This is a genomic window from Gracilibacillus phocaeensis (assembly GCF_900626275.1).
GTDB classification, from domain to species: Bacteria; Bacillota; Bacilli; order Bacillales; family Amphibacillaceae; genus Gracilibacillus; species Gracilibacillus timonensis.
Window position 1 is genome coordinate 569,813 of record NZ_LR131143.1, and the last position, 21,945, is coordinate 591,757.

The 21,945-nt window shown below is 39.8% G+C and carries 21 protein-coding genes and 2 pseudogenes; 2 read left to right on the forward strand and 21 right to left on the reverse strand.

The annotated features are described in order from the left end of the window. Positions 1-134: 134 nt before the first annotated feature. The 7 genes from E0E32_RS07185 to E0E32_RS07215 all read right to left on the reverse strand — a co-directional run bounded on the left by E0E32_RS07185 (position 135) and on the right by E0E32_RS07215 (position 9,935). A complete protein-coding gene (locus E0E32_RS07185; RefSeq protein WP_130859394.1) occupies positions 135-1,493 on the reverse strand; it encodes an MFS transporter in 1,359 nt (452 codons plus the stop codon). A gap of 1,054 nt (positions 1,494-2,547) precedes the next feature. Further along, positions 2,548-3,624, reverse strand: coding sequence for an alcohol dehydrogenase catalytic domain-containing protein (locus E0E32_RS07190; RefSeq protein ID WP_130859395.1), 1,077 nt, complete (start codon positions 3,622-3,624; stop codon positions 2,548-2,550). Between the two features lie 63 nt (positions 3,625-3,687). Then, a complete protein-coding gene (locus E0E32_RS07195) occupies positions 3,688-4,800 on the reverse strand; it encodes a GntR family transcriptional regulator (protein ID WP_066188513.1) in 1,113 nt (370 codons plus the stop codon). A 156-nt stretch (positions 4,801-4,956) separates the two neighbouring features. After that, the gene (gene araA / locus E0E32_RS07200; RefSeq protein ID WP_130859396.1) at positions 4,957-6,447 is read right to left on the reverse strand and encodes an L-arabinose isomerase; all 1,491 of its coding nucleotides are present in this window, start codon (positions 6,445-6,447) and stop codon (positions 4,957-4,959) included. A 15-nt stretch (positions 6,448-6,462) separates the two neighbouring features. Beyond that, on the reverse strand, positions 6,463-7,155 hold the full coding sequence (gene araD, locus E0E32_RS07205) for an L-ribulose-5-phosphate 4-epimerase (protein WP_130859397.1): 693 nt from the start codon (positions 7,153-7,155) through the stop codon (positions 6,463-6,465). Between the two features lie 260 nt (positions 7,156-7,415). Beyond that, complete coding sequence (locus E0E32_RS07210; protein ID WP_066188526.1) at positions 7,416-9,029, reverse strand: ABC transporter permease; 1,614 nt, start codon at positions 9,027-9,029, stop codon at positions 7,416-7,418. A 24-nt stretch (positions 9,030-9,053) separates the two neighbouring features. Beyond that, positions 9,054-9,935: an ABC transporter ATP-binding protein gene (locus E0E32_RS07215; protein ID WP_066188529.1), complete on the reverse strand. Its 882-nt coding sequence runs from the start codon at positions 9,933-9,935 to the stop codon at positions 9,054-9,056. A gap of 266 nt (positions 9,936-10,201) precedes the next feature. Here E0E32_RS07215 and E0E32_RS07220 point away from each other — a divergent pair, with 266 nt between their 5' ends. Beyond that, entirely contained in the window at positions 10,202-10,798 is a 597-nt protein-coding gene (locus E0E32_RS07220) for a TetR/AcrR family transcriptional regulator (protein WP_066188532.1), read from the forward strand. A gap of 62 nt (positions 10,799-10,860) precedes the next feature. Here the strand turns inward: E0E32_RS07220 and E0E32_RS07225 are convergent. The 7 genes and pseudogenes from E0E32_RS07225 to E0E32_RS07250 all read right to left on the reverse strand — a co-directional run. Continuing rightward, positions 10,861-11,172: pseudogene (locus E0E32_RS07225) on the reverse strand (retropepsin-like aspartic protease); the annotation flags it as partial. A 50-nt stretch (positions 11,173-11,222) separates the two neighbouring features. Continuing rightward, complete coding sequence (locus E0E32_RS07230) at positions 11,223-11,468, reverse strand: reverse transcriptase domain-containing protein (RefSeq protein WP_286171794.1); 246 nt, start codon at positions 11,466-11,468, stop codon at positions 11,223-11,225. A gap of 62 nt (positions 11,469-11,530) precedes the next feature. Continuing rightward, complete coding sequence (locus E0E32_RS07235) at positions 11,531-11,830, reverse strand: hypothetical protein (protein ID WP_165444981.1); 300 nt, start codon at positions 11,828-11,830, stop codon at positions 11,531-11,533. Continuing rightward, positions 11,805-12,020: a hypothetical protein gene (locus tag E0E32_RS07240; protein ID WP_066188543.1), complete on the reverse strand. Its 216-nt coding sequence runs from the start codon at positions 12,018-12,020 to the stop codon at positions 11,805-11,807. Before E0E32_RS07240 ends, E0E32_RS07235 begins: the two co-directional genes overlap by 26 nt. Before the next feature lie 166 nt (positions 12,021-12,186). Continuing rightward, entirely contained in the window at positions 12,187-12,657 is a 471-nt protein-coding gene (gene tnpA / locus E0E32_RS07245; RefSeq protein ID WP_066188382.1) for an IS200/IS605 family transposase, read from the reverse strand. Between the two features lie 240 nt (positions 12,658-12,897). Continuing rightward, positions 12,898-13,101, reverse strand: coding sequence for a hypothetical protein (locus tag E0E32_RS22120; protein WP_165444982.1), 204 nt, complete (start codon positions 13,099-13,101; stop codon positions 12,898-12,900). Positions 13,102-13,306: 205 nt separating this feature from the next. Beyond that, on the reverse strand, positions 13,307-13,555 hold the full coding sequence (locus E0E32_RS07250) for a metallophosphoesterase (RefSeq protein ID WP_130859399.1): 249 nt from the start codon (positions 13,553-13,555) through the stop codon (positions 13,307-13,309). 401 nt (positions 13,556-13,956) lie between these two features. Here E0E32_RS07250 and E0E32_RS07255 point away from each other — a divergent pair, with 401 nt between their 5' ends. Then, on the forward strand, positions 13,957-14,409 hold the full coding sequence (locus E0E32_RS07255; RefSeq protein WP_130859400.1) for a hypothetical protein: 453 nt from the start codon (positions 13,957-13,959) through the stop codon (positions 14,407-14,409). Between the two features lie 542 nt (positions 14,410-14,951). Here E0E32_RS07255 and E0E32_RS07260 read toward each other — a convergent pair. The 7 genes and pseudogenes from E0E32_RS07260 to E0E32_RS07290 all read right to left on the reverse strand — a co-directional run. Then, positions 14,952-15,182, reverse strand: a pseudogene (locus E0E32_RS07260) (IS91 family transposase); the annotation flags it as partial. 117 nt (positions 15,183-15,299) lie between these two features. Next, the gene (purU, locus tag E0E32_RS07265) at positions 15,300-16,199 is read right to left on the reverse strand and encodes a formyltetrahydrofolate deformylase (RefSeq protein WP_130859401.1); all 900 of its coding nucleotides are present in this window, start codon (positions 16,197-16,199) and stop codon (positions 15,300-15,302) included. A gap of 70 nt (positions 16,200-16,269) precedes the next feature. Next, complete coding sequence (gene argD, locus E0E32_RS07270; protein WP_066188558.1) at positions 16,270-17,439, reverse strand: acetylornithine transaminase; 1,170 nt, start codon at positions 17,437-17,439, stop codon at positions 16,270-16,272. Then, the gene (gene argB, locus E0E32_RS07275) at positions 17,420-18,235 is read right to left on the reverse strand and encodes an acetylglutamate kinase (RefSeq protein ID WP_130859402.1); all 816 of its coding nucleotides are present in this window, start codon (positions 18,233-18,235) and stop codon (positions 17,420-17,422) included. Before argB ends, argD begins: the two co-directional genes overlap by 20 nt. A 12-nt stretch (positions 18,236-18,247) precedes the next feature. After that, positions 18,248-19,471 carry a bifunctional ornithine acetyltransferase/N-acetylglutamate synthase gene (gene argJ / locus E0E32_RS07280; RefSeq protein WP_130859403.1) on the reverse strand — a complete coding sequence of 408 codons (1,224 nt, stop codon included), beginning with the start codon at positions 19,469-19,471 and terminating at the stop codon, positions 18,248-18,250. Between the two features lie 16 nt (positions 19,472-19,487). After that, entirely contained in the window at positions 19,488-20,525 is a 1,038-nt protein-coding gene (gene argC / locus E0E32_RS07285; RefSeq protein WP_130859404.1) for an N-acetyl-gamma-glutamyl-phosphate reductase, read from the reverse strand. A 410-nt stretch (positions 20,526-20,935) separates the two neighbouring features. Continuing rightward, entirely contained in the window at positions 20,936-21,892 is a 957-nt protein-coding gene (locus tag E0E32_RS07290) for an ABC transporter substrate-binding protein (protein WP_130859405.1), read from the reverse strand. Positions 21,893-21,945: the final 53 nt, after the last annotated feature.

A 21,945-nucleotide genomic window follows, 5' to 3' on the forward strand; every position in this document is an offset into this window, starting at 1 on the left:
CGTCGTTTCACAAAAAAAATCATCAAAGCCATGATAAACTTTGATGATCCCATTGAATACCTACCCAACAGGCATATGATTTGCGCGAATAAAACAACAACCTCCCCTGAAGAAAGGGGCCTGAACAATTGACCTTAAGACTGTTTACGCACTTCCAAATCGCTAGCAACTTTATGATAAAATTTATCAAGTTTATAAAAATACATTAGGATAATTTGAAGCAAATAAACCACAATTGGTAAATAGACAAAAACAGCGTATATAGAATCAATTGCTGAATCTGGTTGTACATCTAGCACACCATTATATCCTCCAATAGCTAGCACCCAGCCCACACTGGCTGTCCCTATACCTATACCAATTTTTTGACCCATGCTTCCACCACTGTATAAAACTCCTTCATTTCGAATCCCGGTTTTCCATTCACCATATTCAATAGTATCCGGCAATAGAGCCCATAAAGCACCGATTAGTGGTACGCTTCCAATTCCTCTGATTATTTGCGAAATAACCACTACCCAAACACTGCCTGGTTCAATTAACACAAATAAACATCCTAATATACTAATAAAGGAACCAGCAATGATTGCATTCCGTTTCCCAAATTTACTAAAAATAACGGGAAGTGCAAAAAAACCTACAATTACTGGCACTGTGAAAGCTATCGTTAACGCCCCAACTAAACCAGGCATATCAAGAATATTATCAGCATAGTAAACCGTACTTCCTTGACGTAAGCCATCGCCTATACTGAAAACGATAAAATAACCAAATACAATAACCCAATACTTATTCTTCGATAATGTTTTTAAACTATCTTTTAGTTTTATTTTTTTATTTTGCTCTACTTTTACAGGTTTGACTCTTTCTTTTGTTGTTTTAAAGGTCGTAAAGAATAACAATGCAGCAATAGTAGCAAAAATGGCATAAGTTAAAACCCAGCCAGATTGTCCACCACCGAATTGATCTACCAGAGGCATTGTTAAATTAGTGACAATCAATACCCCAATTTGCGCAAAAAACATTCTGTAAAGGTTTAACACTTCACGCTGCGGTTTATCCTGTGTAATGAGTGTGTTTAATGTTCCATAAGGAATGACCACGGAAGTAAATGATAGTACTAATAAGTTATAAGATACAATCACATAAACAATTTTCCACGTATAACTGATATCTGGTACTGCGAATAAAGCTACTGTTAACACAGAAAATGGGATGGCTAACCATAAAATCCATGGTCGAGCTTTTCCATATTTAGTGTTGGTTTTATCAACAACAGCACCCATAGCAATATCTGAAAATCCATCTAAAACCCGCGAGAAAAGCATAATAGTACCTACAATGCCCGCTCCTAATCCTATTACATCTGTATAGAAGTAGACAATAAACATCCCTAAAGATGCCCAGGAAAAATTAACTGCTAAATCTCCAAAACCAAATCCCATTTTCTCTTTAAAACTTATTTTTTCATTACCTTTTGTATGCGTATTCATGATCCCTGCTTTCGTGAATAATTAGATTTATTCTTAGAGAATATACTTATCTTAGGTGCTGAATACATCCTTTTACCTGAAGCTCGCTGTTATTATCCTGTGGAACAAGCAGAAAGGTCATTATATACAAAACGGTTGTCTTTTCTATAACAAACCTATACAAATAGCCTTAGAGTTATTTACATCATAGATTATGCTGGACTGGACACGATAGATCTTTAACATAAATCCAAGAATACTTTCTTCTTTTTTGGTTGAGTGGTTACAATCATTCCAAACACCGTCATATTATATTCCTACAAATTTGATAAATCAGTATTTAAAATGTCTTTGTTAATTACGTTTTCACTATAATTATGTAGTTTAACTGGTTAATAAATTGTCGCATTTACAACGCTTACTTTGTTTCTTGGATTACTAGTCAAAATAATATTATTGTTAAACGTTTATATTCTAAAATACAGTTGGGTTCTTGTTTTCATCCTAATTACAACGCTATCATTTTGTATCTAAACTGGTAACTATCACAACGTTAGTCATTACTTTACTTGACCATTCTATACATTCGCTCATTCCTATTTGATTCGCTTTCATAGCTCTCCAAACTAACTCTCTATACGATTTGATCTTTTCTACTTGGACCTATTTTATCTTTCAATAAATAATAATTTTCCTTTCACCCCCTCAACTCATACATATATCTATTAATTAATTTACATCTTATACGAATAAGTTAATTCACATTTATTATAACGAATGATTTCAAAATTTTCAATATATTAATGTTTACTATGAATAAAAATAATATCATTTTATAAATTAATTAGTTAATCAATAGGATGTTTATACTAATATAATTAATATGTTAAAACGTAAAACGAGTACATGCTATCATTCTGTTGCTATCAAGTTACTTGAAATAACATGACAATTGTCGTCCTCTATATACTTGTTTATACACAATAAAAAATCCGAACTCCAGTGAAATTCTCAAAAAAGAACTTCAAACCATAGTTCGGATTTTTCTTAAGCATATATTATTTCTCGAGCGATATTACGGTCTTACCGAAACCTTAATCGCCTCTGCATTTTGAGCCATTTCCATCGCCTCATGGAAATCTTCCAGTTTATACGTGTGAGTCACAATACCTTCTGCCGTTATCAATCCTCGTTCAAAATGATCAATGACAATCGGATAGGTGTATGGGCCAAGGTGAGAGCCTCTAATATCTAACTCTTTCTTATCTCCAATGACACTCCAATCAGTAGTCGTTTCTTGACCAAACACACTGAACTCTACAAACCTACCAAGTTTACGTGTCATTTCTAAACCTTGTGTAACGCCTTTAGGATTTCCAGTCGCTTCAATATAAACATCACAGCCGTAGCCATTTGTTAGTGATTTAACCTTCTCGATAGCATCTTCTTTGGCTGGATTAATACATATGTCCGCACCAAATTGTTTGGCCAGCTCAAGCCTCTTATCATTGGCATCCAGTACAACCAATTTCTTTGGTGTCTTTAATTTTATAAATTGAAGCATGCATAACCCAAGTGTTCCTGCACCTGCCAAGACAACAAAATCTTCAAACTCAATCGTTGCTCTTTGTACAGCATGGACTGCGCAAGCCATAGGTTCGATCAGGCTTGCCTCTGTGTCTGTTACTCCTTCGGTCACTTTATAAATAGTCGATTGATTGCTGAACTTCATGTATTCAGCCATCGCGCCTTCTGCGACACCCTGCTGAAAACCATACATATTATGCACTTGGCACATCCAATACTTTCCGGTTCTGCAATACCAGCACTTACCGCATGGATTAATTTGGTCGGTTGTTACTTTATCGCCTATTTCTATTCCATGAAGTTCTCCCGCTCCTTCTCCTAACTGAACAACTGTTCCATAAAATTCGTGTCCAGGGATTACCGGTGCCTTCAGCCAAGGATCATCTCCTGCCCAATACATATCTGCTCCATGAGCTACTTTGATATCACTTCCACATATCCCACATGCTTCTACTTTAATAATAACTTCCCCTGCACCTGGTAAGGGAGTAACTACTTCCTCTACTCTATAATCTTCCGGTCCATAACAAACTACTGCCTTCATTGTCTTAGGAACTGCATTCATCTTACACATTCCTTCCTGTTAGAAATTAGAATTTTAACATGCATTACGGAGGATGCTTATTGCTTAATTCACCTTCGCCGTTGAAGATCGCTCCACCAGCTTCGGTTCAAAGCGAATCATATCATTTTCCATATAAGATTGTCTTTTCGACCCATTCATTTGTTTAATCATATCCAACATTACTTTTGCTGCCATCTCACCCATTTCACTTTTAGGATGGGAAACAGTGGTTAACTTTACCTCGGTTAATTCCGCCATAAAGGAATCATCAAAGCCGACCATGGATATATCCTCTGGCACACGCAAAGAAGCTTGACGCAATATATCTAACAGCTTAACCGCCAGTTCATCATTATAACAGACAATAGCCGTTGGTCTGGTATCCAGCGGTTCCTGCAACACCTCTTCCAACGCCTGCAGCGGTTTAGTAGCTTTCTCTTCTGTACTATATGTCACCATATTATTTGGCTGTATCTCAATTTGATGTTTACGATGTGCCTTCAAATAACCTTTCATCCGCTTCGTTCCTTGATTATCATCGGTTTTAAACAACCCCAAAATATTACGGTGTCCCAACTCTATCAAATGCTCTGTTTGGATAAATCCACCTTTTTCATCATCCACTACTAAATGAAAAGGCTCTAGCTCATCATAATAGGAATTAATCATTAAATATGGGATATGCTGACGCTCTAAATTCAAGTAATAATTAATGTTCGGATTGCTGATCGCACTCTTGGTAGGTTCAATAATCACCCCATCGAATTGCTGAGAAAGAATATTTTCTAAAAACATCCGCTCCTTCTCATGATCATTATTCGTACTGAACAGGCTGACTTGGTATCCATTCTGACTCAAATAGGATTCCGCACCTCTAATAATCGATGGAAAAATATAATCCGATACATACGTTGTGATCAGGGCAATCCGTTTCTGACTACCACTTGTTTGGTTCTGCTCTCTCGAACGATCTGCACAAAAAGTGCCAGCGCCTTGTTCTCGATACAACCAGCCCTGGCTGACCAAATCGCCAATCGCTAATCGTACGGTGTGCCTGCTTACACCAAACTGCTTCATTAATTCGCTTTCGGAGTGGATTTTTTGATGGGCTTGAAAGGTTCCGTCTAATATTTGCGATTTTATAGAATCTTTTACAATGCTATATTTTGTCTGCATATTTACACCTCATTTTTTTCCTCATATACTTACAAGATAACATTAGCCGGATCACTTGTATATAACCATGTAGCAGAAGCCTTCCATAAAAGAGACTTCTGCCGCATGATTGAGATTATTTACTTATAATGATAGAGGCAGACTCTCTAGCCATTTTTAACGATTCCGATAAAATAGGTCATTCCATTTCAACTCATTGCGGAATTGGCGCAGTTGTAAATCCTCGTCAATGATGACACACTCGATATCGGTCATATCAGCGAAATCATACAATTGCTCCGTACTTACTTCCAATGAGAAAACGGTATGATGCGCACCACCAGCATAAATCCACGCCTCAGTTGCTTCGCTCAAGTTTGGCTGTGGCTTCCATAATACCTTGGCTACTGGAAGGTTTGGTGTTTCTTTTTCTGGCTGTTCTGCCTTCACCTCATTAATAATCAAACGATAACGGCCACCCATTTCTACAAGAGAGGCATTGACCGCATCACCGCCGTCTCCATCAAACACAAGTCGAGCAGGATCTTCTTTACCGCCTATACCTAATGGATGAACTTCGATTCTAGGCTTAGTAGCGGAAACCGTTGGACAAACCTCTAACATATGAGAACCTAAAATCATTTCATTGCCTGGTTCTAAATGGTACGTATAGTCTTCCATAAAAGAAGTTCTTTGATTGTTCGCCATGATTTTCATCAGACGAGTCAAGGCAGCAGTACGCCAGTCTCCTTCCCCAGCAAAACCATAGCCTTCCGCCATTAATCGCTGAGCTGCAAGCCCAGGCAATTGTTTCATACCATGCAAGTCTTCAAAGTTAGTGGTGAAGGCCGTATAATTGCCTTTTTCCAAGAAGGATTTCAAGCCTAACTCGATGCGCCCTTGATATAGAATGGAATCTCGAACCGCTCCAGGTTCACTCGCTTCTGCTGGTAGATCGTATAATTGCTCGTATTCTGCATAGAGGTCTGCTAGTTCTTGTTCCGTAACTTTGTCCATTTCCTCTACCAAATCACCAATACCGTAATAATCCACGGTCCAGCCAAACTTCATTTGCGCCTCAATCTTATCTCCATCGGTAACGGCTACGTGGCGCATATTATCACCAAAGCGAGCTACACGAATTTGACGACCTTCTGCCACAGCTACCGCCGTTTGCATCCAATCTGCCAGCTTATTGGTTACGTCTTCACTTTGCCAATGCCCTACGATTACTTTACGAGGAATATCCATTCGAGTCACCATAAATCCGTACTCTCTATCCCCATGCGCTGATTGATTCAGGTTCATAAAATCCATGTCAATCGAATCCCATGGGATATCGCGATTATATTGCGTATGGAAATGCAGCAATGGCTTTTGCAGAGCCTTTAGACCAGCAATCCAATTTTTTGCTGGAGAAAAGGTATGCATCCAAGTAATAATACCGGCACAATTCTCATCTGTATTCGCCGCTTGTACTAAATCATGGATATTTGTGGAGGTGGTGACCACTTCTTTGAATACAACTTCAAATGGAAGGTGACCTTGTTGATTCAGTCCAGCTACGATCTCCTTCGAATGATCTGCAACTCCTCTTAATGTCTCTTCTCCATAAAGTGGCTGACTTCCTGCCACAAACCAAAAAGTATAAGGCTTAACTGTTAACATATTTACTCCTCCTTGTTATTTATCCTGCCCATAATAGGCATTTTTTCCATGTTTTCTTAAATAGTGTTTATCAAGCAAAAAGGAATCCATTACTTCTGTGTCTGGATTGATTTGATAGGTGTGCAAGGCCATTTTTGCTACTTCTTCCAGCACGACGGCATTATGAATGGCTTCATGCGGACCTTTCCCCCATGTGAACGGGGCATGGCTATGAACTAATACCCCAGGAATTTGTAAAGGATCACGTTCCTGGAAGGTCTTCGCAATCACTTCACCCGTCTCCCATTCATATTCCCCTTGAACCTCTGCTTCGGTCATTCTTCTCGTACAAGGAATTTCTCCATAAAAATAATCGGCTTGGGTAGTACCCAATGCAGGAATTCCTTTACCAGCCTGAGCCCAGCTGGTAGCCCATGGTGAATGGGTATGTACAACGCCTCCAATACCAGGAAAACGTTGGTATAACAACCGATGCGTTGGTGTATCAGAGGAAGGTCGCAGGTCCCCTTCGACAATATTACCGTCTAAATCAAGGACAACTAAATCGGATGCTTTCAGTTCGTCATAGTCCACTCCGCTTGGTTTGATTGCCATTAGTCCTGACTCAGGGTCAAAACCGCTTACATTCCCCCACGTGAAGGTGACTAAACCATGCTTTGGCAATGCCGCATTTGCCTCAAGTACTTGTTGCTTCAATTTTTCCAGCATTCCTAATCCACCTTTCTTCATTCATCTTGTACGCATATATAATGCTCATAACCCTATAATAATACAAATTGTACGTACAATCAATGGAAAGTGATTAGAATATGAGTTAATTTTAAAATGTAGATCTGTAAAAAGAGAGGATTTTTGCAGATCATTTTCAAGGTATAGAAAAAGGAAAAAGCAGTTTTGCCTTTTCCTTTTTTAGTAAAATTATAAAGTTGTCTCTTTTATAATCCCTACCATTCTCTTCACCTGTGGGCTTAAGCTCCTTCCACCATATCTCTCCGCTTATAACCAAGAAAACCAAGAACTAACAAGGCCACGCTGATAACAGTAACAGTCGTAAACACCACCCCATCAAATTCTTCCATTGGCATTTGCGGTATCCAACTTTGAACGGCAGTCTTGGCAAACCAGTCCGGCAAATCCAAAATACCACCAAAATAATTTAATAGAAAAGAATAAGCCAGGTAGGCATAGGCCACTTTACCAAGTTTGGGCGCCCAACCGAGAGCTAAAGCGGACAAGCCGGTAAAGAATAATACCGATGGGAAGAAATTATATCCAGCAGCAAAGAAATCCATCATTTCCATCGTTGCGCTATCTCCCATCGCTGCTATAGCCGTACCGCCTAGTCCTGCTACGGCCACCAGAATCCCTGCTACACTAGCAAAAATAGCTAGGCCAATACTAGTCCAATACAGTTTACCTCGTGTCACTTTGGTTGCGTAAATCTGACTGAGGTGAAGGCGGCTCTCCTCTGTAAATAACTTATTTACAAGTGCAATAGGCAAAATCGACACCAAGCCAATCATGACCATCATAATCGTACTTGTAAAGGATTCTTCAATGGAAATACCCGTCTGTGTAAACATTTGCTGCACCATCTCGTTAGTCTCTATAAAGGATTGCATATCACCATATATCGATCCATAAGCTGCGCCCATAATTACAAAAGCAATCAACCAACTGATGATAACCCCTTTGTTAATCTTAACCAGTAAGCCCCGCACGGATAATAAGGACTTTTTAGCATGTGCTCTGCCTCCACGTTCTGGTAGATATCCCGCTCCCATATCACGTCCTCCTTCTAACGTAAAGGCGACAATTACCAAGATAACGGTAAAAAGTAAACCGAACAGAAGCGGCAATACATTATTTTCCGTGAAAGGATAAGTTAAATACGTCCACCCCATCGGATTGAACATCGATAAATCCACATTAGAAACATCTGTCCCAGCCCGGATAATATAAAGCAGACCGACGATACTAAGTGATGATCCTGTCGCCGCAGAAGAATTCGGCATGACTTGTGCCGCGACAAGGGCAATACCCGCACCGATAATCCCTGCAAGACCAACGGAAGCAGCGAACAACAAGGATCCTTCCCATGTAATCGTATCGACTCCAAAACTCGTCATCACCACAGTAATAAAGAGCACTAACAGCGCATGAATAAACACAATCTCTACCATTGTTGCAAGAGAATTAGCTTGGCGCCCAATACGAAAAGAACGAACGATTTCCGTCAAACCAAGATCCTCTTCTTTTCGTGTATGACCAACGACATGTAAAATACTCATGACCATCGCAAACAGTCCCGTAAATAACAACATCTCATGACCATACATCGCACCCACGGTATAGTCTGCACCTGTTTCAACAGGGGTAGGCCCTACCATTGAGATCATCGCTGGGTTTTGCAAAGTCTCATACATGCCAGCTGCGCCATCATCTTCTGCAATTTCTTCAAAAAAAGGGATGAAGGCGGAAGCGAACAATCCGATTCCCAATACCCAAAACAAGATTTTTTTCCAGTCTCTTTTCCCATATTGTACACACAGCACACCCCAGTGTGAGAATTTTTCCTTCATCGTTTATTCCCTCCGTTTCCACGCTTAGCCTTCATAATGACGCATAAATAAGTCTTCTAGAGTTGGTGGTGTAGCCTCAAACTTTTTCACACCTAACTTGGTTGCTTCTACCAAGATATCATTCAGATGTTGATGATCAGCAGAAAATGTTGCCTGCTCTCCTTCTTGGTTAAAGTCATGCACCCCATCCACATTAGCCATGGCTGTCACATCTGCTTCTGTCGCTATCGTGACCGTTGAGCGCGTTAAATGGCGTAATTCATCAAGACTTCCCTCTTCTACAATCTCCCCTTGACGTATAATCACGACCTTATCCGCCAGTCGCTCCACTTCACTCAATATATGGGAGGATAGTAAAATGGACTTGCCAGCTTTCTTGATTTTTTCTACTTCATCTTGAAAAACGGCTTCCATCAAAGGATCCAGTCCAGAAGTTGGCTCATCAAATATATATAAATCCGATTCCACCGATAAAGCCGCAATTAATCCAACCTTTTGCCGGTTCCCTTTGGAATAACCTTTGGCTTTTTTCTTCGGATCCAGTTCAAAACGTCGGATTAAGTCGTCACGTTTTTGTCGACTGCCACCGCCGTGCAGTTTCATAAATAGATCAATAATCTCGCCACCCGTAAGGCTTCCCCATAACGCCACATCACCAGGTACATAAGAAATGCGTTTATGGATCTCCAGACTGTCTGCCCACACATCCTTGCCAAAAATAGTGGCATTTCCGCCATCTCGTTTAATAATCCCCAACAAGGCACGGATGGTGGTAGACTTGCCAGCTCCATTGGGACCAATAAAACCAACAACTTCGCCGGATTTTACATCAAAAGTCACATCACGCAAGGCCTGAAATTTACCAAAGTTTTTTTGCAGCCCTTGTACTTTCACAATCTCTGTCATTACAACCAAACTCCCTTCTCGTTACCTCCATTAATTAAACTATTCACTTTTTCATCATTCGAATCACAGCTGATTCATTCCTAATTTTAAACTATAACTATTAACATAGTTCAATAATATACCTGATATTTGTAAAAGTCAATATAATATAGGCGAAATTAACACTGTATTATCTTTGATAGTTCATAAATATTCATATATAATAAAGATATGAACTAAAACTTTCGTTATGAAAATAATTTCCCGATAGAAAGCAGGTATATAAAATGGACGGTTTTACTAAGCGAACCAAGGAAAAGCGGACTCAAGTATTAAAAGCCGCCTTTGAATTGATGAATACAGACGATCAGAAAAGAAATGTAACGATGGAGGAAATCGCTGCCCATGCCGGCGTTGCCAAAACCACCATTTTTAAATATTTCGGTACAAAAGAAAAGCTATTCCAGGAGGTTTATCAGCATGTGATGCATACGATGAAGGAATCAGCGAAGACGATTATGGAAGAAGATAAATCATTTGAGAAAACCCTGCTGGCGATGAGTCAAAATAAAATCCGTTTTCTGAATGAAATGACGCATGCCTTTTATTTGGACATGATGGCTTATCTCACGGATAAAGAGGAAGGTGGAGCTTCACCGATGATGCAAGAATTCGCTCAGGACGGCCTCCACATGTTATTAGATGTTTTTCACCGAGGACGGAAGGAAGGCAAAATTGACTTGAAGTATTCTGATGAGTTTTTAATACTTTATTTCCAGACCATTGTAGAAGGGATGTCCAATCGACAAATATATGAAAAAATTGCTCCGTACACCGCAGAATGGACGGAGATATTTATTAAAGGGTTGGCGCCGAATAAATAATATAAAAAGTCAAGTGTACTACTTGGCTTTTAGTGTTTTTTATCTATAAGTACACACACCCATTAGCTATTATAATATAATAATAATTGTTCTATATTTAGAGTCGCTTTTAATTGCTGTAACAAATCAAGTCCGATGATACCATCCAAATCAAAACCATCATTCATTGCACCAATTTCTAAATCAAACGTTTTGACCTGCATATCTCCAATAGTAACTGAACCAACCGTTTTTGAATATACAAACACAGATCCTCCAACACCACTAATACGATAGATCCCTGCTACTATTCCTATTGACTTAGCTAGGTCTGCTGATACAACGGTACTTCCTGAGCCAGTATCAATTAACACACGTGGTAAATGAGGCAATTGCCCGTTAAATGTTCAATCCATATCTGTAAGCAACAAATACATCTTTTTTTTCACGATCCCAGCAATCTTGTGACATTTCTTCTTACTCTTTCCGCACCCTTCTGACTTTTACACAAGATGATAAAATCATCCGCAAAGCGAACGATTCGATGGCCTCGAGCTACCATCAACTCATCTAATTGGTGAAGATAAATATTAGAAATTAATGGACTGATGACACCACCTTGTGGCGCTCCTTGCTTACCGGCTGTTCGGCGCATTCGGGACTTCCACCCTTTAGTGGTATGTGCTGCCACTCGCGAAAAAGAACCAACACCTGCGTGAGGTATTGGTTAACAATAAGATACGCCATTATTTATTACATGCATTCTCTATTGTCACTTACTTGAGAAGCAAAATGAGCGATGAGTTCAGATAGGGTTTTATTCATATAGACCGAATCGGCCGTGTAAAACGCACCTTGTTTCTTTTCCGCAAAGATATGCGTATACGTACGCTCTCCTGATTGATCAATAAGATAAATTTTAAACTCATGAGCCTCATAATCGATCACTTCAAAATCAATACGCAATGGACAGCTTAGAGCGCTTTTTGCAATTTGATAGACCACAAGTAGCGTTTGAGATCGGCCGTTATGGTACAAGGTTTTCTCGTGCAAGTACGGTAGAATAGAACACTCCATCGGTACTGTGTGTATCTTTTGGTAATTGTGAGATGTCCAAAAAATCCTCTCGAGCAAACGTAGAAAACAATTGAAGACCGATCTTGTATAGATTAGTCTCTTCTGGATTTATATTTTTTATTTTCGGTTCTTGGTTTGTCACCATGTGTTTGATTTCATGATTCATAAAAATCGCTCCCCTTTGATGAATGTATGAACACAATCAAAACCACCAGTGTGAACTGGTGGTTTGCTCTGCGGCTGAAAGCCTATGTTACCGGCCTCGGCCTAAAAGGCCCACTGAATGGTTTCCCTTTTGCACCACACTCACTCACTGATTCTAAAAGAATCTCTTATTTCCTCTTATTTTTCTCTCCAGTGAACGGATCAAATTCTTCAAATAATGTTAACTGATCACTCATGTAGTCCTCTTTAAGCTGATTTCTAATATATTCTTGAATTTGATTTTTATTTCTGCCCACTGTATCTACAAAGTAGCCTCGACACCAAAATTTACGATTACCATATCTGTACTTTAAATTAGCGTGGCGATCGAATATCATTAAACTACTTTTGCCCTTTAGGTAGCCCATGAACTGAGATACACTTAGTTTTGGTGGAATACTTACTAACATATGAATGTGATCTTTACATGCATTTGCCTCGTGTATCTCAATCCCTTTCCTTTCACAAAGCTCTCTTACTATTTCTCCGATGCTTTTTTTATATTTCCCATAAATAATTTGTCTTCTATATTTTGGTGCAAAAACGATGTGGAACTTACATCTCCATTGTGTATGTGCTAAACTATTCTTGTCCTGCATTGGACATGCCTCCTTCTTTGATGAGATTTGGTGGTCGGGAAACCAACCTTATCTTATCATGAAGAGAGGCTTTTTTTGCCCCCGCGCTAGAAGCTCTATGGAACCCCCGGCATAGCCAGGGGTTTTCAAAGACCATAATAAAAGACCCTCATCATCGGATGAAGGTCTCTGTCTCATACGCTTTATTTGCGTTTTTTCCGAACGCTATCCATAAATTTTTTCGCTGCTGCTTCTAATTCCTCATCTTTCTTGATCGACCGTATACGCCGCCAGAGGATCATCATTGGGATATTCGATGACAAAATAAAGGTTCTTCAAGCCGTCCCCTATTTCGATAAAAAACACATTACGTTGATGGTTCAAAAAGGCGTCATGAATCGAAGGGTTTTGAGGAACCCGATCGTTTTTTCCTTCTGTGAAATGTTTTAGTTTTATACCGGACAAGGTTAAATAAAGTACCGAGAAACCAAGGGATTCGAACAGTTCTCGTTTTTCTTGGTAAGATACTTGATCGATATAAGAAGCTAAATTGGGATACTGCTGTTCGTTAAGCCTTGTTTAATGGTTTCGATTAAACCGTTGTAGGTGAATGTCATGTGTCTCTCTCCTTTTTTATTACCGTTTTCATTCGATCGCTTGGGAGGTGTGTCTAAACGTCACGTTCCGTTCGGTATTCAGAAGGGGTATAGTGGATGATGTACCCATATATCCCACTCGTTTCTTCTTTACGAATCGTTTTTTTGATCAGCTGGAATAACAATCGTTTGGACGATTCATCGTGATTTCCTTTTAAGATGATGACACGGTCTGGATAATGGGTTTGTAGATCCATCAGAGTATGAATCACGTGTAAAGAATCCGGTCCACGGTCAATTAAACCTCCTAAAACAATTAACATTTCTGTTTTTTATTCCAATGAGAAAGAGCTACCATCATTTCTCGATGGCAGCCATGAATGTCACTCAAGATATAAAACATGCATGTCTCCTCCCTTTTTCCCACCTTTTATTAAAAATGTTACAAAAATTATAGAAAGTTATTTTGAAAACTTATTACTTGCTAAATAGGCTGATAGACTAATTATGAATATAATAAATATAATCAATAGATCCGTATTTTCGAAAACAAACAATGCTTTATTATAATAAATAATACTAACAGTCCTAAAACCTAGTACTATAGTACAACAAATGAATATTGTAAAAAATGATTTTTTTAAAAAATTTAGATTTTTCATTTGAAACCCTTTCCTTTTTGTTACAATAATATTGAATCATATTTTAGAGAGGAGATGTTGAGTTGAAACTTAAAAAAGTGTTTTTATCATTGTTAACTGTCATTTTAATTTTTAATGTGAGTGCGTTGTCTATTAATGCAAAGTCAGATGAAGAAGCCAAAAATAACGTGTCTGAAGTTCAGCCAATGGCCGTTACGATTGAATTTGATAAACCTATTGCATATACCCAGTATGTATCAAATTATAAGTTAGGTCAAATGATAGAAGAATATGAACGAGGTTCAACATGGTTGAGTATTGCGAATGCCATCTTATTTGCGGGCATAACGGCACCAGCGGGAGTTGCTAATTCAATAGCAGCGGATTTAGTTGGTGATATTTCCCATTTAAGAGAAGCTTATTATGATGGTTTAGACATGCATTGGGTAGCATTATATGCTAGTGGGGTGGAACCTAGTTTATCTAAAGAAGCTCATGTTTTTTATACAGCTCATCCCCTGATATTTACTGATTAATAATTAATAATGTCTATCAAGAATTTTGAAATGATAAATGAAGGGGTGGTTAAATATAGTTATTTCACGACCACTCCTTTAATTTATAATTTTAAGAAGTTGTATTATATCCTGCGTTCCTAGAATATATACAATGAGCTTATAAACTCGAAATTTCTATTGTATCAGTGTTTCTTGTTATAAAATAGTGTTTTCTTCCGGGGATCCAGGATTATATACAATAATACATATATACGGCTATACTTATATTGTAATTATGATAAGATCGGATGTATTTTCATCATCGTTACGATATAAATTTAGAAAAAACGGGCAAAAACCACCCGGTCCTTTAGCACGAAACCAAGAGTAGATCGTTTCTTTTCAAATGTAGTAATTCTCCATGGAACGGAATGACGACCATTTTTCACGAATTTCGCGGATTTTTGGGCGTCATATCAAAAATGTCGGGCAACATCGGGGGATTATTGCGCAACTTTGTTTATCCTCCCCCCCATCTCTGGATGGAAGCCGTTCTATTACTTATAGTAGCGTCGATTCTATATTTTCTGATGGTTTAAAAAAATAGCTCGTAAATCTTCATCGATCGTCAAAAGAACATGCCGATGGTTTACTTGGCGCATATCTTCGCTCAACAGACTGCTCCACTCTTCACTCTCTCTGAATTTTTCTACCTCCTTGATCACGTTGGGGCGGATTCTTTCTCCATAGGTTCGTTTGAAAGTTTCCCAATGTTGGTGATGATCAAACAAAATTTCTTTTAATGTATTCATCTTCCTATTTTTAGTTTAACATCGTTCAAAATACGATTGTACCAAGTATTACATCCTTTCTTTACTTATAAAAAAGCCCGACCATCACATCCATGGCCGAACTTCTCTAAACCCCTATTAAAACACAATCGTCTTATTACCGTACACCAATATACGATCTTCTAAATGCCATTTAACCGCCCGAGCTAACACGCTTCTTTCGACGGATTGACCAATCTTTTTCATCGCAGCAGCATTGTCGCGATGGTCCACGCGACTGATATCCTGTTCAATAATCGGTCCTTCATCTAAATCATTCGTCACATAATGAGAAGTCGCTCCGATTAATTTCACGCCGCGATGATAGGCGCGCTCATACGGCTTGGCACCAATAAATGCCGGTAAAAAGGAATGGTGAATATTAATGATTTGTTGATTAAAGGTACCTACAAAAGTTGGCGTCAGTATTTGCATATATCGTGCTAATACGATCACATCAATATCATGTTCCTTCAGCAGCTTGATTTGCTGTTCTTCCACTTGCTTACGGACATCCTTATTTGCCGGGATATAATAAAAAGGGATTCCTAAGCGTTCCACAAATTCACGAGAAGTCTCATGATTACTGATCACCATGCTAATATCGGCAACCAAATCACCACTTTGCCATTCCCAAAGCAATTCGAGTAAACAATGTGGTTCTTTGGAGACAAAGATCGCCATCTTCTTAATCTGATTCACATATTGAAAAGAGACCTCCATCTGAAACTGATCCTTCACTTGCTGGAAATCCGCTTCTAGCTGCTCCGCCTTGTTGGAAAGGTCATCCAATTCGAATACAATTCGAGTAAAAAATTCACCGCCATGAGGATCAGTTGAGTACTGATTCGATTCAATAATATTCGCTTGATAACCCGATAAAAATTGCGAAATAGCCGCAACAATGCCGGGCTGATCGGGACAGCTGATTAACAAACGCGCCCTATTCTTATGCTCTTGTTTGAAGGCTTCGATCTTATCGGTATTATAATTCTTCATTTTCCATCCCTCTTCACATAAAATCATTCTCTAATAGGATACCACGTTCTCTGAGAGCATCAAGTCATTGCTAAAAAATCTGATCCATTTTTGCCAAAAATAGATCAACTTCTGCTTTTGACGTAGTAAGAGGTGGTAAAATTCTCACAATCTGCGGACCTGCCACAACAATCAGCAATTGTTCTTCTTCCCGTGCTTTATGGACATAATCCATCGCTGAACCAGTTACCTCCAAGCCGATTAATAACCCTTTTCCCCTAATAGATAAAATGGTCTCTTTCGCTTGGACAAGCTGTTTCAAGCCTTGCCAAATATAATCCGCCACCTCTTGGGCATGTGCCAGTACATCTGGTTTGGTCAGCTGTTGGATGGTCGCTAACCCGGCAGTGGCGGCGATCGGATTTCCTCCGAACGTACTGCCATGTGTACCCGGTGTGAACACTTTCGCCACTTTTTCCTTGGCAATCATGGCACCAATCGGAATGCCTGAACCTAACCCTTTGGCTACGGTAATTACATCTGGTTCAATTTGATAATGCTCATAAGCAAACAGTTTGCCCGTTCGTCCCATTCCTGTTTGAATTTCATCGACGATAACTAGGATACCTAGTTCCTCACATACATCTACCAGCTGCTGCACCCAGACCTTATCTGCAGGTAAGACACCGCCTTCGCCTTGCACTAATTCCAACATCACGGCTACGGGCTGCCATTCCTTCAATTGTTCTAACGCGCCCGAATCGTTAAAAGGTAAGTAAGCAAAGCCCGGAGTTAAAGGCGCAAAGCCTTGCTGAATCTTCTCTTGCGCAGTTGCTGATAAAGTGGCCATCGTTCGTCCATGAAACGAGTTTTGAAAGGTAACAATAAGGGGTTCATCCTGTTCTTGTACATCATGACCATACTTTTTGGCAAGTTTAATAGCCGCTTCATTCGCCTCAGCCCCACTGTTACAGAAAAAAACCTGATCCCCACATGAGTGAGCCACGATCGCCTCCGCCAATTGCTCTTGGGCAGGAATGTGATAAAGATTCGTACAATGCCATAGCTTGGTTAACTGTTGCTGTACAGCTTGCTCAACTGCCTCCGGAACATGTCCCAGGTTACAGGTAGCTAGTCCCGAGCTATAATCTAAATACTTCGTCCCTTGGTCATCCCATACATAACTCCCTTTTCCTTCCACAATCGAAATCGGAAAACGGCCATAAGTAGACATGACCGCATTACTTGTTTGACTCGACATAGGGCACCTCCTCTGTTAATGCGATTCTTGTACCAATTGGTTTTCCTTGCATAAATTCAATTAATCCGTGATCGGCTGTTCCATCCACAATCGAGACCTCGACAACCTCTTGTTTTAAGGCAGCAATGGCTGATTCTACTTTGGGAATCATGCCACCAACAATCACTTCATCTGCAATTAATGTCTTAATCTTTTGTTCATCTAACTGGTGGAAGACTTGTTGTTCTCCCTCTATTTCTTGATAGATCCCCGGTATATCACTAATAAAGCATAACTTCGCCTTTAATGCCTGAGCAACAGCAGAAGCCGCCATATCGGCATTAATATTATAACGCTGGCCATTCTCATCAATACCAATTGGTGAAACAACCGGAATTAATTCTTGTTCGCTGAACCGTTCCAATAAATCCGTGTTTACTTCGGTCACTTTTCCTACATAGCCCAAGGTCATCTGCTCGTCGATCGGCTCGGCTTTAAGCAGGCTTCCATCTACACCGCTAACTCCAATGGATTGCCCGCCTGCCTCAGTTAATTCCCTTACTACTCCTTTATTAATCGAACCACTGAGCGCCATCTCTACCACATCTAATACCTCATTAGTGGTGACTCGCAAACCATGAACAAATTCGGTTTTCACTCCTGTTTGGTCTAACAACTGGGAAATAAGAGGACCACCGCCATGCACAATAATTGGCTGGTAATCCCCTTGTTTTTTTAGTGTCACAATATCTTGATAAAAAGAAGGAGGCAATTGTTCAAAAACACTGCCGCCACATTTGATTACGACATAATTCATTCGATGACCCCCTTAGGTCCGATAAGAAGCATTAATTCTTACATATTCATAGGATAAATCGCAGCCCCAGGCAACTGAACTACCATCTCCGTTTCCAACTTGGGCATGGATAATGATTTCTTCTTCGAGCAAATATTCCTTTGCCTTATCTTCATCAAACACGTGAGGAACCCCGTTCTCCACTACTAAAATCTCGCCTAGATAAACACTAACCTGATCAGGATCGAGGGATTCACCGCTATAACCAATAGCCGTAACAATACGTCCCCAATTAGCGTCTGCACCGTGTATAGCTGTTTTTACAAGGTTGGAAGAAATAATCGACTTCGCAATCTTTGCTGCAGCATCATCGGAAGATGCACCTTGCACTTGTACCTCTACTAATCTGGTAGCACCCTCTCCATCACGGGCAATTTCCTTGGCTAGATATTCGCAGACAAAGGTCAATGCCTCAAAGAAAACCTGCCACTCTGAATGATGGGGCGTTAAAGATTGATTACCAGCTCGACCATTCGCCAAGACTAGCACCATATCGTTAGTACTGGTATCTCCATCTACGGTAATCATATTAAACGATTGGTTGGTAATGGCCTTTAAAGCTCCCGATAAATGAGACGCTTCAATATGAGCATCGGTTGTAATAAAGCTTAACATCGTTGCCATATTTGGATGGATCATTCCCGATCCTTTTGCTGCCCCGCCAATCGTTATCTTCTGTCCATCTATTTCCAATTCAACGGCAATTCCTTTTTCTTTGGTATCTGTAGTGAGGATCGCTGTTTCGAATTTATCTGCCCCTAAGTGATTGCCATCAGCTATCTGACTAATCCCTTTACTCAATTTATCCATTGGGAGTAAATCACCAATCACTCCGGTGGAAGCAACAGCAGCCAAATGCTCTTCTACACCAATGGTCTCTGCAAATAGTTTACGCATATCATAAGCATCTTGAAGCCCTTGTTCACCTGTGCAGGCATTGGCAATCGCCGAATTAACTACTACCCCTTGTAATTGCTGTGCTGCTGCGACACTTTCCTGTGTTACTTTTAATGGGGCCGCTTGAAAAATGTTGGTGGTATATACGCCAGCCGCTTGCGCCGGAACATCCGAATAAAACCAACCTAAATCCAACTTCTTTTTTCTTAAACCACAATGTAATCCGCCTGCTTGAAACCCTTTGGCAGATGCTATATTTCCATCCTTGATGATGGTAAACGATCCTTCTTGACCTTGCATAACTATGTTTCACTCCTTATGGATAAATAGGTAACTGATCCAATCCTGTTTTTTCTTCCCAACCGTACATGATATTCATATTTTGAATCGCCTGCCCAGCAGCTCCTTTTACTAGATTATCAATAACCGACACGATAATCAGCTTGCCTGTTCGTTCATCTGCATACAGTCCAATATCACAATAATTGCTACCATAGACTTCTTTTGTCGACGGGAACACACCCTCTTTACGCACACGGACAAAAGGGTCCTCCTGATAGTAGGCTTGATACATATCCACCACGTATTTGGTCGTATAGCTGTCCTTTAAATCAACATAAATCGTACTCATAATCCCTCTGGTCATCGGCACAATATGCGGTGTGAACACTATTTGCACCGGTTCATTTGCTGTTTCTGTCAACGTCTGTTCCATTTCAGGAATATGCTTGTGTTCACCGATTTTGTAGGCCCTAAAGTTCTCATTCATTTCCGAAAAGTGGACATTTTGCGATAACCCGCGACCTGCACCAGACACTCCTGTTTTGGCATCAATAATAATCGATGAACGGTCGACTAAGTCCTTCTCCATCGCTGGAATCAAACCTAATGTTGTCGCTGTTGGATAACAACCTGGATTGGCGAGGATATCAGCATCTTTTATTTGACTCCTGTTTATTTCAGCTAATCCATATACGGCCTTTTCGATATAATCCGCTGATGCTATTTCTTCTCCATAATAGCTGTAATACTGCTCGCCATCGCGCAAACGAAAGTCTCCCGATAAATCGATACATCGTACACCTTTATCTACTAAACTAGGAATATGATGTTTACTCACATTGGATGGTGTAGCAAAAAAGACGAGCTCTACCTCTTGAGCTAATCGATCGGTATCCAATGTAGACATCTCCATATCGATCACTTCCGTAAGGTGCGGATAAAAATCTGCCAATGCTGTGCCGCTATTTGAATGTGATATGATTCTTTTTACCTGTACATGAGGGTGGTTATGCAAAAAACGTAATAATTCTACTGCACCATACCCCGTTCCTCCTATAATAGCTACCTCCACAATTCTTCCCCCTACATTCCGTATCTTGATAATTTATAATTATACTTCATTTTGTATTTTCATGCAATAGTGTTATCAATAAAAATGAGTCCAATCTGAATTTTAGGCAGAAGAAGGTCTGGTTTTCTTTTTGTTTTATTCATTAAATGACTAACGTGGCATTGCATATAATGCGGGACTTATCAGAAAATTTAGCGCCCACCTCCTCTACTTAGCTCGATTTATATTATGAAATCTTGAAGTGGGAACTTACGAACAATGGCCATGAAATAAGTGAACCGAATACTGTACATAATCCATCTTATCGCTACTCCGATTCGTTTAAGTTCAAAATCGTTCGAAATTCTATTATGTCACGTACTTATCTATAAAAAACCCAACGTCCGATAGATGAACGTTGGGTTTTCGATTTATTCAGCTAATGCTTCGAGCACCTCATCAATTGTCTGCTCAAAGGCAATAATTCCTTTGTTTGTCCAATTACTTGGGTCAGTTATATGGTAAACTTGATCATTTTGGACAACATCTAGGTTTTGATAAACAGAACTATCCTGCAGTGTTGCTAATCCGGTTGTATCCTCTTTAGATATTAAAAATAAATGATCTGTTTCTAGTTCAGAAAGCTTTTCCAACGAGATAGCATTCCAAGCTTCGCCTGCCTCCCCTAGTTCTTCTGTCAAAGCAGACGGTGTTAATCCCAAATCTTCGTATACCACTCTGCCAGCATGGCGATCTTGTTCAAACATGAAATACTCATCACCTATGATCCAAAGGACAGCGACAGTCTCATCCCCTACACTGTCTGCCAGTGTTTGTTTCGCTTCTTCTGCCTTCTGATCGTACGCCGCTAGCCGATCTTCCGCTTCTTGGCTCTTACCTAGGATCTCACCTACCTTGGTTAGTTGCTTTCTGGTATCTTCAAAATCCTCCTGTTTAAATAAATAAGTCGGCGCAATGCCTTCGTAATCTTCCAATTGTCCTTCCATAGAATCAATCGAGTTCAACATTAACAAATCTGGTTCAAAACTTAAGACTTGTTCTAATGGCATATTCCATTCAACTTTCTCCACGTCCTGTAAGTCATCCTGTAGATAATCCAGAACGGAATCCCCAATGGACCATTGTGCCGACGGTGTCACACCTAATGCCAGCAATGAATCTTCTAAGTATGGTGCCACGATCGTTTCAGGGTTTTCTGGAATGGTAACTTCGCCATTCTCTCCTTCGACTGTATGCGAATCCCCTGATTGTTCTTCACTGTTGCTCTCCTCTGATGATTGCTCTCCACCGTCTTGACTGCCACATGCGGCTAGCACAACAGATAGAAATACTATAAAACCAAGCAAGTATAGCTTTGTATGTTTCATCTTCTTATCCCCTTTTTTATTTAAGTGTCATCATTGCACATGATAATCATTTT